The organism is Smaragdicoccus niigatensis DSM 44881 = NBRC 103563 (assembly GCF_000380645.1).
Classification (GTDB): domain Bacteria; phylum Actinomycetota; class Actinomycetes; order Mycobacteriales; family Mycobacteriaceae; genus Smaragdicoccus; species Smaragdicoccus niigatensis.
Map to the genome: position 1 here is coordinate 433569 of NZ_AQXZ01000019.1, position 17335 is coordinate 450903.

At 61.8% G+C, this 17335-nt stretch carries 14 protein-coding genes and 1 tRNA gene; 7 read left to right on the plus strand and 8 right to left on the minus strand.

The annotated features are described in order from the left end of the window. The first annotated feature begins 2 nt into the window (after window positions 1-2). The 4 genes from F600_RS0123360 (at window position 3) to F600_RS30825 (ending at window position 7317) form a co-directional block, all read left to right on the plus strand. Complete coding sequence (locus tag F600_RS0123360) at window positions 3-1160, plus strand: exonuclease SbcCD subunit D (RefSeq protein ID WP_018163090.1); 1158 nt, start codon at window positions 3-5, stop codon at window positions 1158-1160. Continuing rightward, entirely contained in the window at window positions 1160-4420 is a 3261-nt protein-coding gene (locus F600_RS0123365) for an AAA family ATPase (RefSeq protein ID WP_018163091.1), read from the plus strand. The genes F600_RS0123360 and F600_RS0123365 overlap by 1 nt, the downstream gene beginning before the upstream one ends. Further along, window positions 4420-5346: a DNA double-strand break repair nuclease NurA gene (locus F600_RS0123370; protein ID WP_018163092.1), complete on the plus strand. Its 927-nt coding sequence runs from the start codon at window positions 4420-4422 to the stop codon at window positions 5344-5346. Before F600_RS0123365 ends, F600_RS0123370 begins: the two co-directional genes overlap by 1 nt. Window positions 5347-5640: 294 nt before the next feature. Beyond that, window positions 5641-7317 carry a serine/threonine-protein kinase gene (locus tag F600_RS30825; RefSeq protein ID WP_281168320.1) on the plus strand — a complete coding sequence of 559 codons (1677 nt, stop codon included), beginning with the start codon at window positions 5641-5643 and terminating at the stop codon, window positions 7315-7317. 49 nt (window positions 7318-7366) lie between these two features. Here F600_RS30825 and F600_RS0123380 read toward each other — a convergent pair whose 3' ends face one another. The 4 genes from F600_RS0123380 to F600_RS0123395 form a co-directional block, all read right to left on the minus strand. Beyond that, a complete protein-coding gene (locus tag F600_RS0123380; protein ID WP_018163094.1) occupies window positions 7367-7720 on the minus strand; it encodes a hypothetical protein in 354 nt (117 codons plus the stop codon). Further along, window positions 7717-8790, minus strand: coding sequence for a putative T7SS-secreted protein (locus F600_RS29550; RefSeq protein ID WP_018163095.1), 1074 nt, complete (start codon window positions 8788-8790; stop codon window positions 7717-7719). Before F600_RS29550 ends, F600_RS0123380 begins: the two co-directional genes overlap by 4 nt. Further along, on the minus strand, window positions 8783-9106 hold the full coding sequence (locus tag F600_RS0123390) for a hypothetical protein (RefSeq protein WP_156024790.1): 324 nt from the start codon (window positions 9104-9106) through the stop codon (window positions 8783-8785). The genes F600_RS29550 and F600_RS0123390 overlap by 8 nt, the downstream gene beginning before the upstream one ends. Before the next feature lie 209 nt (window positions 9107-9315). Then, on the minus strand, window positions 9316-10077 hold the full coding sequence (locus F600_RS0123395) for an N-formylglutamate amidohydrolase (RefSeq protein ID WP_081628994.1): 762 nt from the start codon (window positions 10075-10077) through the stop codon (window positions 9316-9318). Between the two features lie 281 nt (window positions 10078-10358). Here F600_RS0123395 and F600_RS0123400 point away from each other — a divergent pair. Continuing rightward, window positions 10359-10430, plus strand: a tRNA-Met gene (locus F600_RS0123400). A gap of 105 nt (window positions 10431-10535) precedes the next feature. Here the strand turns inward: F600_RS0123400 and F600_RS32590 are convergent. The 4 genes from F600_RS32590 to F600_RS0123420 form a co-directional block, all read right to left on the minus strand. Beyond that, complete coding sequence (locus F600_RS32590) at window positions 10536-10670, minus strand: hypothetical protein (RefSeq protein ID WP_255222421.1); 135 nt, start codon at window positions 10668-10670, stop codon at window positions 10536-10538. A 291-nt stretch (window positions 10671-10961) separates the two neighbouring features. Next, entirely contained in the window at window positions 10962-11387 is a 426-nt protein-coding gene (locus F600_RS30830) for a S8 family serine peptidase (protein ID WP_018163099.1), read from the minus strand. Next, complete coding sequence (locus F600_RS30835; protein WP_162141466.1) at window positions 11326-12312, minus strand: S8 family serine peptidase; 987 nt, start codon at window positions 12310-12312, stop codon at window positions 11326-11328. The genes F600_RS30830 and F600_RS30835 overlap by 62 nt, the downstream gene beginning before the upstream one ends. Before the next feature lie 663 nt (window positions 12313-12975). Further along, the gene (locus F600_RS0123420) at window positions 12976-14646 is read right to left on the minus strand and encodes a DEAD/DEAH box helicase (RefSeq protein WP_018163101.1); all 1671 of its coding nucleotides are present in this window, start codon (window positions 14644-14646) and stop codon (window positions 12976-12978) included. A gap of 185 nt (window positions 14647-14831) precedes the next feature. Between F600_RS0123420 and F600_RS31380 the strand changes: the two genes are divergently transcribed. Both F600_RS31380 and F600_RS31770 read left to right on the plus strand, forming a co-directional pair. After that, window positions 14832-16364: an AAA family ATPase gene (locus tag F600_RS31380; protein WP_081628998.1), complete on the plus strand. Its 1533-nt coding sequence runs from the start codon at window positions 14832-14834 to the stop codon at window positions 16362-16364. A gap of 400 nt (window positions 16365-16764) precedes the next feature. Beyond that, the gene (locus F600_RS31770) at window positions 16765-17298 is read left to right on the plus strand and encodes a hypothetical protein (RefSeq protein ID WP_156024791.1); all 534 of its coding nucleotides are present in this window, start codon (window positions 16765-16767) and stop codon (window positions 17296-17298) included. Window positions 17299-17335 lie beyond the last annotated feature (37 nt).

Consider the following 17335-nt stretch of genomic DNA (forward strand, 5'->3'; position numbering starts at 1 on the left):
CGATGAAGTTCCTCCACACGTCCGACTGGCATGTCGGCAAAACGCTCAAGGGTCGTAGTCGCCTCGAGGAACATCGCGAAGTACTGCGGGAAATCGTGCAGATAGCGCGGGAGAACACGGTCGACGCGGTCCTCATCGCCGGCGACCTCTTCGAGACGTCAGCGCCGTCTGCCGAGGCGCAGAAGCTCGTCGTCCAGGCGCTCATGGCACTCAAGAACACCGGCGCCGAAGTGATCACGATGTCCGGAAATCACGATCACGCTGGGCTTTTCGAAGTCTTCCGACCGCTCATGAGCGCGGTCGGCATCCACATCCTCGGCTCGTTCCGGCCCGCGGCGAAAGGTGGAGTCGTCTCATTCACCGCGCGCAGCACAGGTGAACTCGTCAACGTCGGCGTCATTCCGTTCCTGTCCCAGCGGTACGCCGTCAAGGCCGCCGAACTGCTGAACAACACTCCGGCCGAACACTCCGGCGCGTATGAACAGCAGGTCCGCGACGTGCTCGCCGACCTCAAAACCGGCTTCACGCCGAACGCCGTGAACATCATCATGGCCCACCTCACGGTCACCAATGCGGCATTCGGCGGCGGTGAGCGGGCAGCCCAGTCGATCTTCGAATATCACGTCCCAGCAACCGCTTTCGGCTCCGAGCCGCACTATGTGGCGCTCGGTCACCTGCACCGGAGGCAGAGCCTTCCCGCGGCCTGCCCGGTCCACTACAGCGGCTCCCCGATTGCGGTCGACTTCGGCGAGCAGGAGAACGACAACGTGGTTCTGCTCGTCGAGGCATCGCCGTCGGCACCCGCGTCCACCACCGACGTCCCCATCACCACGGGCCGGAAGCTTCGGACTGTCCACGGCACCGTTGCCGAACTTGCCGATCAGGACTTCGGCGACGACTACCTGCGCGTCTACGTTCGCGAACACGCCCGCGCCGGCCTCCGGGACGAAGTGCAGGATCTGTTGCCCAACGCCCTGGAAATCCGCATCGACGAGGAGTTCGCTCAACGTATTTCGGCGCCCACAGTCGACATCCGCGCCGACCGCTCACCCGCCGAACTGTTCGCCGAGTACTGCAACGAGCGCGGCATCGCGGACGCACGGCTCACCGCACTGTTCGATCAACTCCACGACGACCTCACTGCAGCCGGAGGCAACTGATGCGCCCGGTTCTGTTGGAAATCGACGGCTTCACCTCGTACAAGAACAAGGCCGTCATCGACTTTCGTGACACCGATTTCTTCGCCTTGGTCGGCCCAACCGGCAGCGGCAAGAGCACGATCCTCGACGCGATGGCGTTCGCCCTCTACCGCTCCGCACCGCGCTGGAACGACGTTGGTGCTGTGGCGCCAGCCCTGTCACCGACGGCGAACCGAGCGATCGTCCGGCTGATCTTCGATGCGAATGGCAAGCGCTACAGCGTTATTCGAGATGTCCGGCGAGGGGGCGGTAAGACCGCCCCAGTCACGGTCAAAGAGCAACGACTCGAACAGTTCCACAACGCAGACGACGACGGCACCGGCGAGACCGATGTCCTCGAAGCCGGCAACGCAGTCACCGCGAAGGTCACCGAGCTACTGGGCCTGACCTTCCAGGAGTTCTGCACGTGTGTCGTTCTCCCGCAGGGCGACTTCTCCAAGTTTCTGCACGCGACGTCCGGTGAGCGCCAGGCGATCCTCAAGAAGCTGCTCGGCTACCAGATCTACGACAACATTCGATCGGCGGCCGATGCCCGGGCGCGTGATCATCACGCCAGAGCCGAGGGTTTGCAGGCCCACCTCGAATCAATGGGGGCCGTCGGCGAGAGCGTGATCGCCGAACGCCAGGCCCGGGTCACTCAGTTGGAGACGTTGGAAAAGCTGGTCGCCGACGAGCTGCTCCCCGCTCACAAGCAAGCAACCGATGCAGCCGCTGCGATCAATCTCCAAGTGCAACAGGTGACTTCGGAGCAGTCCCTGCTTGGCCGAGTCTCCGTGCCACCTGATGTGGCCGACCTGCAGCACGCACGAGCGGCGACTGCCGAAGCCGTCGTCGACGCACAAGCGGCCGAGTCGGTGGCCGAACTCGACGACCAGACCGCTCGCGACGCACTCGCTGCTGCCCCGGCACGCGCCGCGTTGGAGATCGTCAAGCGGAACTGGGCAGATCTCGCGGCGGTGACTTTGCAGATCCCTGGGCTGCAGGTTCAAGCCACCGATGCCGGCGCCGCACTGCGCGCCGCCGAGGTGGCCACCACCGAGGGCGATTCCGCGCTTATCGCGACCCGAAATGCACACGAGAGCGCGAAGGCAGAGGCCGAATCCACGGCGGCAGCTGCTGAGCGAGCCGGCGCCGAGCTCGGTTTGCTGCTCGCCATCAAGACGCCGGCTGGCGTCAGCGAGCTTGCCGAGTTGCTCGACAGCGCCGCTAAGTCTCGGGCGTCGGCGAGCGCGGCGGTCGCCGACGCGGAGAAGGCTGACGAGCGTGCCCGCGATGCGCTCGCTGCCGCACCCGATGCTGGAACTCTCTCCACCGCAACCAGTCTCGCCGCGCAGGTCGCCAAGACCGCGCAAGTGATGGCGAGCGACGACACCGATGATTCGGCGATCCTCGCCAAGCGGCAGGCTGCCGTCGTACAGGCCGAGCAAGCCGTCGAGGAGATCAACGTCAACAGCCACGTCCACGTGCTCCGCGAGACGCTGACCGCGGGCGCCGCATGCCCGGTGTGCGAACAGACCGTCTCGACCATTCCGCGCGCGGCGGTCGTCGACGAGGATCAGCTGCCCAAAGCGCGAGCCGAGCTCAAAGCTGCTCGAGAACAACTGGCCAAGGCCGACCGCGAAGCCGCGGCCCGCACGGCAAAACGTTCCGCGGAACGCGATCGCCTGGCGTCTGACCAGCGCCGACTGGATGAATTGCTCGCCCAACTCGACTCGACCGTGGACGGTCTGCCTGGCCTCACAGCGTCGAGAGTCACGCTGCAGGAGACCGCGGTCCGCGCCGCTGCCCGATTGCGAACGGCACGGAACTCGCTGATCGATGCGCAGGAGGCGGTCGAGAAGCTGACCGATCGACGGCGGAATTCAGTCACCGAACTGCGGTCCGCGCGCGACACGGTCCCTGGCGCCCCGCTAATCGACGACTCCGACGTCGCGGCAGCCTGGGGATCGCTCACTACCTGGGCCGCCGAACGAGCTGCCGCGATTCCGATCGATCAGCTGAAGCAAGAAGCAGCCCAAGCACATTCGGACTTCATCGCGAAAGCGACAGACCTCAAGTCGTCCGAGGCGGCAGCGAAGCAGGCAAATCAAAGGCGGCTCGACACCGCCCTCGCCAGCCAGAAGGCGCAGGCGGCGCTGTCCAACGCCGAGACCCGTCGAGACGAACTCACACAGACTCTCGCGACCGCAATCGACGCTGATTCCGTCGAGATCGAATTACGGAAGGTCGCGCTACTCGAAGCGAGCTGCACGAAGGCTCGAGCACAACTCGCCGCCGCGCGAACCGCGGTCCGGACAGCGCAATCGGCACAGAAGCAAGCCACCGAACGCGCGTCGGCAAGCTGGGCGGCTCTGCGGCGTGCCCGCGATCCGCTTACCGGGCTAGGCGCACCCGAGCCTGGTGCGGAATCTAGTGACTTGCAGCAGGCATGGACGACTCTCGCTCGTTGGGCTGCCGCCGAAGTCGTCGCTAGACGTGCGCAACTCGAGGAACTCACTGCGTCTACCGAGGAGGCTCGACGAAGTATCGAGACAACAGCAACTGCACTCGAATCGCAGCTCGTGGAAGCTGGTGTCGAGGCGGTGACCGGCACCGCAACTCGCGTTCTCGCGGGCTCGATCGCACAGGCTCATGCTGCTCTGAACCAGGCAAAGTCCGACTTCGACAAGGCCAAGAACCTGCTCGATGACGCGCGCCGGGAGAAGGAGAAGGCGCAGGTCGCGCAAGAACTTTCGCGTCTGATGCGGGTGACGAACTTCCCGCAGTGGCTCGTGAATTCGGCGCTCGATGTCCTGGTCGGCGAGGCGTCGTCGGTCCTGTTCGAGTTGTCGAACCGGCAATTCGAGCTCACCACGAAGGATGGCGACATCTTCGTCATCGACCACAACAATGCTGATCTCACGCGCTCGGTCAAGACGCTGTCCGGCGGCGAGACGTTCCAGGCGTCGCTCGCACTTGCGTTGGCGTTGTCCCGGCAGATGTCGACCATGTCGACCGCGGGATCGACGAAGTTGGAGGCGATCTTCCTGGACGAAGGTTTCGGCACGCTCGATCCCGAGACGCTCGATGAAGTTGCCTCGACCCTCGAGAATCTCGCGCATTCGGGTTCGCGGATGGTCGGCGTGGTGACGCACGTGGCGGCCCTCGCCGAGCGGATTCCCGTGCAATTCCGGGTTACGCGAGACGACTTGGGATCACACGTGGAAGTGGTGCGGACCTGATGCGGTTCACGGTGGAGGCGTGGGACCCGAGCTACGGATCGCCGCTCGAGAACGACCAGTTGCCTGCGTCGACGGCAAAGGTCGACGCGGGCGTCGAGACCGACAAGTGGGCTCCAATCCCGTCGCAGAAACTTCCTGATCCCAGTGCGGTTCTCTTCGTTGACGGGGTTCGTCGTATCGATGCGCGGGTGTGGATCGAAGACGGGAACGGTATTGCGACGCAAGGTATTTGCGCGTCGTACGCCGCTGGCGTCGTCGTGTGCCGCAACGGCAAATCTGAGATGACGACGGCGGAGGTTCGGCGCAGCCTCGTCAGCATCACCGACGCTCCCGACATCCAGACGCGCTTCGGCACATACCGCGCGGCACGAACGGTCGCCGGCGACAGTGGGATCGGACCGGCACTGTCGAATATGGTGCAGCGCAAGTTGTTCGACACCGAGGTGACAGTCGCCGTGAATGCCCGCGACGGGTCAGAGGACTTGCTCATTGTCGATGGTCCGCTCCGAAACCGATCGAACCTCGCCCGGACGCTCGGCTACATCAAGACCCATCACGCCGAATACCTGCCGACGGAACTGAACACTGTCGTTTCGGCGCTGCAGGCTGGCGAGCGCAGTCCCGTGTTCCTGCTCGAAACCAACTGGGGCCGATACGCGTGGTACCTGCGACTCCCCTGCCCACCCAGCGCTCCGTGGGCCGGTGTTGTGCGCATCGAAGCGTCGTCAGAACTGCGACTCGCCGACGTGATTGCGCTGGCGAACCTGAGCCAGTCCGTGCTGCCCCGGTACGCGTCGTTGGAATACAAGGATTCTCGGGCGCCGCAGAATCTGTTCCCGATTGCTGGGCTGGAGAAGGCGCTGAAGCATCGACTCGGGGATGCGGCACTGGCGTATCGGTCGTTGCGAATGGCGGCGCGGAGTTAGGCGCTAGATCTAGGAGCGGCCACGTGTGAAGCTTGGCCATTCCCGATTGATGGGGATCTTCGCGGTCATCGCACTGATTACCAAACGGTCTGCGATCTCGTCGTTGGAGAGTCTGTGGGCGACGAGTGCCACGGCTTCCCGCTCGAATTGTTCGTGCCGAGATTGTCTTATCGAGGTTTTCGGACCGATCGGCCAACGAGATAGCGCTAATCGGACCAAGCGCATGCGTCCCGACCGATAATCAGTAGTGGTCGGGAAGGGAGATCCGGCATGGCGGCAACTGGTCAGGATTGGATGCTGAAGTCCGGCCAAACATTTGCCCGTTATCAGATCATTCGACCCCTAGGTTCGGGTGGAATGGGCGAGGTATATCTCGCGCTGAACCCACGTCTCGGTCGGCAAGAGGCGCTCAAGACGTTGTATCCGCACTTGACGCACGATTACCAGATGCGCCGACGGTTCGAACGCGAAGCAAGCCTGACGGCGCAGCTGGACCATCCCAACATCGTCAGTGTCTACGACGCCGACCACGATAGTGCTTCCGGGATCGAGTGGATCTCGATGAAGTACATCGTTGGGCGTGACGCATCCGGGTTAATCGCGGATCACCAAGCCGGTGTCGAGCCGGCGCGCGCCGTCGACATCATTTCGCAAGCGGCGGCGGGACTTAACGACGCTCATGAGCATGGACTCCTGCACCGCGACGTGAAGCCGGCAAACTTACTGATTTCCGAGGATTGGCGCGGCCATCAAAGGTTGCTTCACGTCTACGTCACCGACTTCGGAATCGCCAGAACGCTGACTAACTCGACCGCCCTCACAAGTCATGGATCGTTCCTGGGGACGCTGCTCTACGCGGCGCCGGAAATGATGTCTGGAACGGAAGAGGTCGATCATCGAATCGACGTGTATTCGCTCGGAGCAACCCTGTTCCAGCTGCTCACGGGTGTGACGCCATTCTCCTCACGAGAACCCGCCGGACTGGTCAATGCGCACCTCAATCAACCGGTGCCGCGAGTCAGTCAGCGTTGTCCGAGCGTTCCAGTTGCAGTTGACGACGTCATCGCCACCGCAATGGCAAAGGATCGCGACAACCGTTTCGAATCGTGTAGCGAGCTAGCAGAAGCCGCGTCCGCAGCTCTTGTTGCCCCGCTAAGCAAACCGGCCGTGTTTGAAGTCAAGACTCCATGGCCCGCCAATGAGGTGAAAGAACACCGACGTAGGCAATCGGTCGAAGGCACCACAGCGAATACGCCGCCGCCGTTGCCACCGCCGACGTCCGCGCTCGGCACCAACGAGATCGCGAGGATGGTTGCACCGCCGCCGCCCCCTCCTCCGGTTAGCCCGAGACGGCCGTTCCCGGCAGAAAACGCCGGGCTCTTCGTGTCGCCTCCGGCTCGCAATGGAGTGCGTGCGGCGGCGAAACCAAAGCGCCGGATCAACATCAACATCTCGATTAGTATCGCCATTTTGGCGCTGATTGTTGCTGCGGGCGCGATCGCCTGGTGGCCTCGCGGCGAAGACGGAAACCCCGCGCCAGTGACTCCGACCAGCGCACAGTCTCGAGCCCTGACCTTCGCTGACATGGAGCAGTTCCTCCGCGGCCATTACGCCCTATTACCGGATCGGGTTGATGCCGCCTGGCAGAACCTGTCACCGAAGTTGCAGGACAAAGTGGGCGGATACACCACGTTCTTGAGGTATTGGAGAACGGTCAAATCGGTGGCCGTCTCGCAGGTTCTGCCTCGCGACGGCACAAGCGTCAACTTCACGCTCGACGTCATCCTTCTGGACGGCGGAGTCGGAACTGAAGAACGGACCGCGACCTTCGCCCAGATCGACGGCCGGTTGATCGTCGATGCAATTGAGACGCTCACCTACACGATGCCCAGTCGACCTGGGAACACGTCACCGCCGGCAAATGCGACGACAAGTCGAGACACTGCAACGACCAGTCCGCAGGAGGGGTAGCAAGTCGCCGGCGAGCTACCCGTCGTGCGCGCTTGCCTACATCGCTGGGTTACGGACAGCCCGCGACAACAGACAGCCACTCGCGCGCCCGTTCGGAAGTAAGCGGACCGTTGATTTCAGGCGCCGACACCTCAAACAGAAATTCATTCAGCAGCGCTTCCGACCCGCCCTCGCGGCCGATGTCGTCGCGGACTTCGATCGCATCCGCCCAACGCGCAGAATCGGCCGGACTGACGGCACCGCTCAGAAACCGATCGATAAGTGACTTCAGATGCTCAACCGTCAACAAAACGATCGGATGTTCGGCGTCCCAGGGGAACCCGTTGAGGTGTTGTATTGCCTCGTCGAGTGGACCACGCAGTTCCACAAGATCTAAGAGCGCCTCAAGCCGCTGATCCTTCATTTCGGCATCTTGTCCTTAACGTGTGCGATTGAGCCATCCGGAAGGTTAGTTGTCTTCGAGTATCCGGCAGTCGTTCCGTCTTCAAGGACAACCTTTGTGTACGTGGCGGACGAACCCGGAACTCGGCCGGGAACCGTGCTCTCGAACTGGATCGAGCCGTCGTTGCGACGCGTAATAACGGTCTCCTCTGCAGCGGCCGGAAGCTTCTGCTCGTAGCGTTTGAGGTTCGCGGCTTGGTCGGGCGACAATTCCTCGCGGCCCAGTGGCCTCCCCGTCAGGTCGACCGCCGGAGCGGCATCGTCGGAATCGTCGATCACTTCGACGTGGTCGTCTCCGATCGCACCGTCAATGACGTTCTTTGCCCCAACGGCGGCGATTCCGAGGCCTGCTGTGATACCCGCAGCCGAGATTGCTTGCGCAGGCACACCAACGACCGCGCCGATGCCAGTCGCATCCAAGACGGTCCCTCCGCCGAACCCTGCTGCACTGACGGCTGCCAGTCCGAGACCAGCAACGACGGCCCCGGCATCGAGAGGGTGCCGGAGAACCGAGTTCCCGAACGATGCTGCACCGTTGACCACCACGGCTGCGACGTGAAGGAGCAGGTCTTCGAAATCGTCCAGCCAACTCGACGTCTCAGGCGCGCTCTTCGCGCGCTCACTGAGGGCCTGAGCAGCAGCCTCGCTGGCGATACTTAGAGAGCTCCGTGCAGATGCGAGCACGTCACCTGCTTCATCCTTATGCTCGTCGCCTCTCTCCCACACTGCGACGGCCTCTCGGGCGCGCGACTGCGCCCACCGCAACATAGTTGCGTAGTCCTCGAGAACGCTCGCGGCGGATTCCAGAGCGTCCGCAGCGGAGAACCACCTGGCTGGCTCATACGAGAATTTCTCTCTGAATGCGCTCGCGGCGGCACCTGTCCAGCTCCCCGCGTCGATTGCAAGCAGCCCTTCGCCAGCACGTTGCGCCTGCTCGGAACGCGTACGACTCACACGAGCGTTCTCCTCGATCGAGTCGGCGTTGCCTGGGACGAGTTCCTTCGGGTTGGAGGTCTCGCCAAGCTCAGCCATCGGCGATCGCCGCGATGCCTGGATCCGTGGAGAGGTGTTCACCATTGTTCTGGTCAGCCTTGCGATACCCCTGAGCAGCTCGAGTTAGCGCGGCGCTGACCTTGGAGGCGTCATCGGTCAACAGATCAAGACCATCGCTCCAGCGGGCGCAGAAGCTCTGGAATTCGCTGTGCACTCGATCATGTCCGTACAACGCCGGCGGACCGCAGAGCTCGCGAAGCTCGAAGCTGTCCTGACTTTCGACGGAGTGATCAATTCCTGCGGCAGCATCTTCAAGGGCCGTCACATCGACTCGGAAGCCAACGCCCTCGATCACATAGTCACTCACGCTCGATATGACGCAGCGTGACTGTCGTCGGTTCCATCGCGTCTGGAACTTGCTCGCAGTTCGCCCTGACCTGTAGCCGTCACGGATTCACGACAACGCTCGACGCCCACCCGGGTTCCAGTCTGAACTGAGGACCGTCAGGGCAGTCAACAATTCTCAGCCCGCAGGCTTGCCCGTCTCGATTGCCACCATCCGCACTAAACGCCGTTGATGAATTCGCGAAGGCTGGACGCCAACCCAGATCTGTATTGAGCCACGACGTCACGGCGAAGTTCGACCATCACTGATTGCACGCGAGAATCCTTGGCGTCGTACGCGAACAGCGGGACGTACGTGCCGCGAAACGGCGAATCGAACTCAACCGATCGACCATTGTTCGCGAAACACTTGTGCACGCGAAGCGCAAGCTCGCTGGATGTGTGGACCGCATCTGTACCAATGCACACCTCAGGACGTTCACCATCTCCGTGCAGCTCATAGGGGTTCTTCTGCAGCGGATAGGAATGCAGGTCAATGATCAGCACTTCACCCAACGCGTCGAGTCGTTCTCGTACAAGTCGGCTGAGCGCGTCGGAATACGGGTGAAAGTACGTCGAGAGCAGTGAGTCTCGTTGTTCGGCACTCGGCTGCCTCAGAATCTCGCCGGTCGTAGTCCTCTCGTAAACAGCACCCATACCCACCGCGTTCAATTCTTCACGCTCGTCGGGAAACCGCTCTGGGTCTATGACCAGCCGCGAGGTCCGGTTGATAAACAGCCACGGTCGAACGCGGGTTGCGGCAACGGCCTCGATCGCGATCAGATCGGTATCCGCGTCTGTGATCGCCGCCAACTGAACAGCCAGCGCCGCGTCATCGAGAACAATTCCCGCGCGAACATCTTCTGGGATGTAGGTCGATGAATGCGGAACGTGGATCACCACTGGGGATCCGGTGTCTCCGGGGATGATTTGAAAGCTCATATTTTCCTTTCGTGGGGAAGCGCTCAGCCGGGTCGACGATATGGCCGTCTCCGTTCAGATAGGCAGCGGGAGGTTGTTCACCATCGATGTTTTAAGCCGAACGAGCTACGTAGCCGACTCCAGAATTCAGTGCCGACAGCTCGGCCCAGTGCACCTTCAGACGTTCTCGCTCGATGACGACAACGTTCCCTGCGTACCCGACATCGACCCCACTACCGCTAGCCACATGCCCGAAACTCAGATGCACCGACGGATCCTTCTGCCGTACGTTGCTGCTACTAGGCCCCGTAGCTCAGCGGAAGAGCGCGTCCCTCATAAGGACGAGGCCGAAGGATCGACACCTTCCGGAGCCACTCGCCACCATAAGAGTCGCACCGAGTGCTGACATATTGCGATCGAATTCTTGTCACTGCCTCGTGCCACACTCACGCCATGGGGATGGTTAATGCCCCGGACTATCAGTCCGAGTGCGTGGCTGCATCCTCGGTGGTGAGGTTGGTGACGTACTCGGGGACCCGTTCGGGTTCGAGACGAAGATCGAAATCCTCGCCGCGCACACGCAGATCCCGAAACGGCCAAGCGGGAATAGTCACGGTTTCTACAGTGCAAACAGTCGCTCCTTATAGGGCGAGCACCGCAAATGACCCCTCGATGGCAATTCTGGCGACCAACAACAGTCTCTGACGGCGCCCGCTCTTGGCTGGGCCCAACCCGACGCTCGTCGCGAACCATAATCGACAGAAAGTGTGAACGCTGGTCCCACGTAGGCGCATCTTCGTCACCAATTGGTTCGTGACTGCCGACCACGAGCTCGAAAGTGGCAGCCAATGACGATCGGGCACTGCTGGGAACAACTCGCCGCGATGGCGATCCACGACCGTCCGTCAGCTACCGGTACTTCCGAAAACGGGGATGCCCGGCGCCAATCGCGCTGCTCGCACCGCCGCGTACGCGTCGAGCAGTCCCGCGCCACAGCCAGCCGCGCACGACCCTGGAAGTGGTTTGGCCGTCTGTTTGATGATGTTGACGACCTGGGCCGGCGTCAGTTCCGGCGCCGCCTCTTTGATCAGTGCAGCAACGCCCGCGACCTGCGGCGCGGAGTACGACGTACCTTCGGCGTAGGTGTAGGTAGCCCCGATTTCAGTGGTCAGCACCCCGTCTTCCGGGTTGGGAACGGCCCTGCCGCCTGGCGCCGTGATGTCGACGAGCGGACCGAAGTTGGAGTAGCTCGCGAGATTCCCGGACCGGTCACTTGCCGCGACGCGGAGAAAGTCGCCCGTGCAGTTGCCGGGGCATCTCAGCCGAAACATCCTGGCTGGTGTTGCCGGCCGAAACCACAACGACCGCACCGGCCGCAACCGCCGCGTCGAGAGCCAATTGCATCGGTTCCAGGCAAGGCAATTCACCATTGATGCTCATATTCACCACCGACGCGGGATTCGGGTTCGGCGGCACGCCCGGCACCGTCCCACCGACTGCCCAGTTGAGTCCGTCGATGACGTCCGCGAGGCTTGCGAAGAGGCCCAAGACACGCACCGGGACGATGCGCGCCCCGAAGGCCACACCAGCCACACCCTCATTGTTGCCTGTGGTCGCGGCGATCGTTCCCCCGGTCCGGACGCCGTGACCGTAATTGCAGGCGTCGGTTGGATCGGCGTCGCGCAGGTCGCCGTCACAGGTCGGGTTCGGGTTGCCCGGGCCGGGGAGGTCGGAGACGAAGTCGTACCCGCCGACGAATGCCGGATTCAGGTCCGGATGGTCGAGCCGACCGCTGTCGAGGACGGCGACCGTCACCCCGGCGCCGGTGGCGAGATCCCAGGCTTTCGGCATCTCGATGCCGACGGGAGCGTCCTGCAGGTGCCACTGATCGGGGAAACGGGGATCATTCGGAATGGCAGATGCGGTGAGGACCGCGTTCGGCACGGCGTATTCGACGTTGGGATCGGAGGCGAGGGCATCAAGGACGGCCGAAGTCTCAGCGTCATCGAGTGCACGATCTGCGGTGACGACATTTGCGCCGAATGACATGGGGCGTTTGATGTTGAGGTCGAAGTCTTCAGTCAGGCTTTGCTTGAGCACACTGGTAGGTGCGTTGAACTTGACGATGAAGCTGGTCAGGTTTGCTGAGGCACCCGGGTCGAGCGGAGCTGCCCCAGCCGGCGCGCTTCCGACAACAGCGGTCAGCAGCAGCGAGGCCGCCACAGCCCGAGTCGGACGCGAACTTCGAACGGCCATGTCCGCTACTCCTCGTATGCAGCCCGGATGCTTTCGGGCAAACGTAAGAGGCGGTACGGGGATGAACGGGGTGGCGCAACGGCCCGTCGTAGAGTTGCAATACATCCGATATCGGGCAAATCGGACTCGTAGTGGATCTACTCGACGACGCGTCGGCGCCATACGACTTCCTGTCCAGGACCGCGACGAAAGTGGTCGGCTCGCAGATGGGAGGGAACGTCAAACTGGCCGAGAATGCTCAAAGACTCGCGGAGAACCCCGGGTTGGCGAAGACCGACCGGAGAATTCGGCACGCCTTCGGATCAAGTACGAATCAGTTAGAGGCTGCTAGTCGCCGCGTGCGAACTCTTAGCCGATCTCGGTTCGCGCTCTTCTACGCACACTCGCGGCAACGATACCGCCCCAACAACTCAGCCTCCGCATGCGTCGTTAGGTTCACGACCGCCAGCACGCCACCACGCTCGAAGACCTGGCTCTGCCCGTCGGACAGAGCTACACATCCGCGCACTCGGTGGAAGTGGCTGCCGCCTCCGGAGACGTACACGGTCGGCGACTGTGCGCACATCGCACAAGTCGCGATGTCCAAGTCGTGCTTGCACTCACTCATTGGAACGATTGTCCGGAAGGGTACGACAAGTCGAGAGGAGCGCCGGCGCCGGGCGGCTAACCAAATATCCTCCCCAGCCGGCGACGGATCGCTGACCAGGTTCCGGGTTCCACACCTCCGTCAATTAGCCGAGTCGCTTCCGCGGCTGTCCAACCTGCGTCGAGACGGTGCTCACTGTCCGCCACCTCGCGGACCATTTCAATGAAGGTCTCATGCGCCCCTTGCGCCGGGTCCTCGACGGTGTCCACCCCATACAAGACAACAAATCGAGCTGGTCCACCGCCGTCCTTGAGTCGAATGACACGACCGAGGCGCTGAATCATCTGCCGCTTCTGACTGCTCGCAGACATCACGATCCCCAGGTCAATATTGGGGATGTCGATGCCTTCGTCGAGGATCTTCGGTGCACACAGCGCCCGGATGCTGCCGTCTTCCAGACTCTCAAGATTGCCGCGCCGTTCACGGCTGTCCATCTGAGAGTGCACGGCGTGCGTAGGTACGCCTGCGGCTCGCAGCGTTGCAGCAGCCTCGTCCGCGACCGCGACTGTCTGGGAAAAGACGACAGAACCGTTCGAATTGTCGATCGCCTGCGCGAGCTTACTCACCGCGTCGATCTTGCCCCGGCACTCTGCAAGCAGGGTTCGCCGCTGCCTGAGTGCGGTCTCGTATTGCCGCGCGGCAATCGTGAGCGGATTGTATGGAGATCCGGCGGAGAGCAGATTTAGCTCCTCGCGTTGCTGTACCAGACTTCCCTGAAGGAAGCCCGCGTCAGCGAGCTTTTTTCGGTTGACGGCGGCTTGGCGCGTCCATTCCGAGTAGTTCGCACGTTCGTCCGCATCGAGGGCGACACCGAGAAACACCAGCCTGAACGGTGCAACAACGCGCTCGGCCCGGGCTTGGCGATAGTCGTAGTGGAACACCACGGCGCCGAAATATGGCAACAGTCGATGCGCCACGCCCTGGTCGCCGCTACGCTCCAGCGTCGCTGTCAGTCCCAGTCGAAAGCTGTACGCCGCCGACAGCGCCAGCGACCAGTGCTCACCGCCGTAGCGATGGACCTCATCCGCAACGAGTAGTCGAAGTGGTGATATCGCAGGAATCGGTGCACGCGCTGCTGTTTGCACCAATGCAACCGTGACGTGCGCCGTCGCTGGATTGCCGGAAACTTCCCCGCCAACGGTCGCGATTGACAGGTGGGTGAACTCGGTGATTCGCCGCTTCCACTGCCTCTGCAGTTCGACGGACGGAACGAGAATCGTCGTTTGACCCCCGAGTTGCGCGATCTGGATTGCGGCCTCAAGACCCAGGTGCGTCTTACCGGTACCCGTTACAGCCTCGATGACTCCGCGACGCCCAGCGGCAATCCAGTTTCTGAGCGCATGTTGCTGCCACGGCCGCAAACTGAGAGTCCACTCAGTGGCTGTCGCCGCGGACTTTTCCTCTCGCTTCGGGCGAGGGTTAGCAACGGCAGTTCGCGCCGCGGCCGATCGGTCGAGGCGTTCTCGTTCCTTGCGAACACGCGCAGTCCGCGGCGCCACCGACTGCACCGCGGCCGGAGCGACTTGGACACGCCAGCGCGGGACGTAACTTTCGTCCTTCTGAAAATCGTCGAGGTTCCCATACAGGATCTGATTGACGTCTCTGCGCGTCAGCGTGTAGTCACGCGTCCACACGTGCAACTGAGCCTGAATCTCGCGGGCGGTCGAACCAGGAAACTGCGACAACACGCCGACGATATGACTGCGAAGCAGCTCCCGTGGCAGCCCCAATTCGAGCTACCTCCTACCCGGCTGTGAAACGATCCGACTAATTGTGGCCGTTCAGCTCGACCAGACAAAATCCGATAACCGACTGCCGCGCAATCACGGAGACCGCTACACACCAGATGCACGCACTCCGATAACGTTCCGTCATGACCTCCGGATCACAGTGGGACCTTGACGACGATTGGCGAGGACTCATTTACAAGTTGGTCAGCGAGTCGCCGAACCAAACCGCCAGGCACATCGCAAATGCCCTGCGGCGGCACGGCCACGACGTCGACAAGAGCCGGGTAAACGCCGTGCTCTACCGCTATTCGACCGTCTTTCACAACGACGGAGCGGTTCCACCGCGGTGGAGCCTTGCCAGTAACACAACTCAGGACTCGATGCGTGCAGTGCATCGAATAGCGAGTGTTCTCGCCTTTAACTTCAAAGCGTTCGAACTGGCTCAGCCAGCGTTTGCGCCAATCACTCTGCTGTTCGGCGAAAACTCCTCAGGCAAGTCAAGCGTTTTCCACGTCATCCAGCTCCTCAAGCAGTCCTGGGAGACCGGCACGCTTCGATTTGAAGGCCCCTCTGCGTCGTTCGGTTCATATGGCAACGCGGTTCATTCCCATAACCTCGATCGGCCAATCGTTGTCGGAGTCGGATGGGGCGGCGCGGACTCCGGATGGAGCAGGTTCGTCATGCTGAATGCGTTCAACGGCCATTCAAGCAAATCCACCGACGACACACACCCGGTCGATCGAATCCAATGTGTGACTGCAGGCAGACACATAGCGCTGGACGCCACTCCGAACACCGGGGATCTCAGTGCACGATGGTGGTACGTATACCCCTTGGAGAAGGGTGAAAGAGCTTCAACGAGCCGGATTACCTTCCCATCCGACTACTACGGTTTCCCGAAACTTTCGCGACCGCAGCCAGCTCCTTCCAGCCACGCGCTCTCAGTACCCGACCATGTTCTTGCGACAGAGATAAGGAAGACGTTCGAAGAGGCAACGGATGCGTTCAAGTCGATACAGCATATTGGCCCGACACGAGCCGTCCCCCTTCGCGAAGCGACCGAATGGGAGGCGGATCAGCGAGACTCAACCCCTGACTATCTGCTCCGACTCTCCTCTAATAGTGATCTTGTCGTCGACGTCAATGAGTGGCTGCTCAAGTTCGAGATCCCATACGCAATTGAAGTCGAACACTCCGGAAGACCTACTGATCCTGATGTTCGGTTAAGAGTCCGGCGCATCGGCGCAGGTAGCGAGCGAGTGCACCTCCGCGACGTTGGATTCGGCGTGAGCCAGCTCCTCCCGATCATCGTCATCCTGCTCGGTAGCCGCGAGAAGACGATCCTGATCGAGGAACCGGAGGCCCATGTGCATCCCCGATTGCAGTCCGTCCTAGGAGATTTGTTCGTGACGAGCGAACAAGACTACGGAAACGTCCTCTTGGTCGAAACGCACAGCGAACCGATTCTTCTCCGCCTCCAACGCCGAATCGCTGAGCAGCGAATTGGGCCAGACGAGGTTGCGGTTCACCATGTGACCCGCCAGGGCGAAGCTTCACAGATCGAGACCGTTGCGATCAGGGACAACGGTCAGCTCGATTACCAATGGCCGGGCGGCTTCTTCGACAACCGTATGGAGGATCTCGTCGCAATCCTGAACCCTGAACCCGAGCAGTGAGAGCGCGATGCTGCTGAAGATCGGGATCGACCCGGACGCCGCGCAGGAGCTCATCGAGAACGGAATCGGGCCGGGCCGGCTCCTCATTCGATTTCTCAAGGAGAGAAGTCTGCTGGTCACCGACTCTGATCAGTCGGCCGCGGAGTTACTAGTCGAATTTGCACAGACTGGATCGCCAGAGCTGGCAGAGGTGATATTCCAACTCGTTCAGAATCGCCGTACGCCGACGCCGAGTCCGCAACCGGTTCCGCTCAAGGATGTGAGCGGGGAGTCCGACCTTCGTAGTTGGGCGACGGCAGCGCACCTTCTACTACTCGCGCAGTACCGATTAGACGTGGTCGGGAAAGCGGGGACTCGGCCAGAGCTGTCGACGTTCGCAACTGCGACAAATTCAGACGCGGTGGCCGACTTGCTGGAGAAGTGGCACGGCTTTATCCCAAAAGGGACCAATCGCGAGAGCATCTGGAACCAGCGATTCGCTCCACTTGCTGCTCAAACGCGCAGTGTGTACATCCTCGATCATTACGCCGCCGCAAACTTCGCCGACGAATTGCGTGGAGCGCCAGGCTCTTCGATCAAGGGACCTGCGTGGTTTCTCGGCCACCTTGCAAGGACCAAGGTCAAACGAATCCATTTAGCGTGCTCGTCGCAGCCCATCGAGCAGAAGAACATGACTGTGGCCCAGGCTTCGGAGCTTCTCACGCGGTGGATGCGCGACCGCAATCCGAGGATTGAACTTCGTCTGCATTTCGAGCGTTACTTCGACCACGGTCGTCGAGTCGCATTCGACGGATGGGCTGGCTTCGGCATTCACAACGGGCTTGCGACGTTCGACCACCCGGAGCTGACTGAAATGCTCGAGTTGCATGCGGATGCGCCGCTCGCTCAAGCGGTCGCTGCAGAAGTGCTGCGAATCAGTCCCTTCATGACCTGAACGGTTCGCGCTCAGTAATCGCGATTGCGGGAAGGCA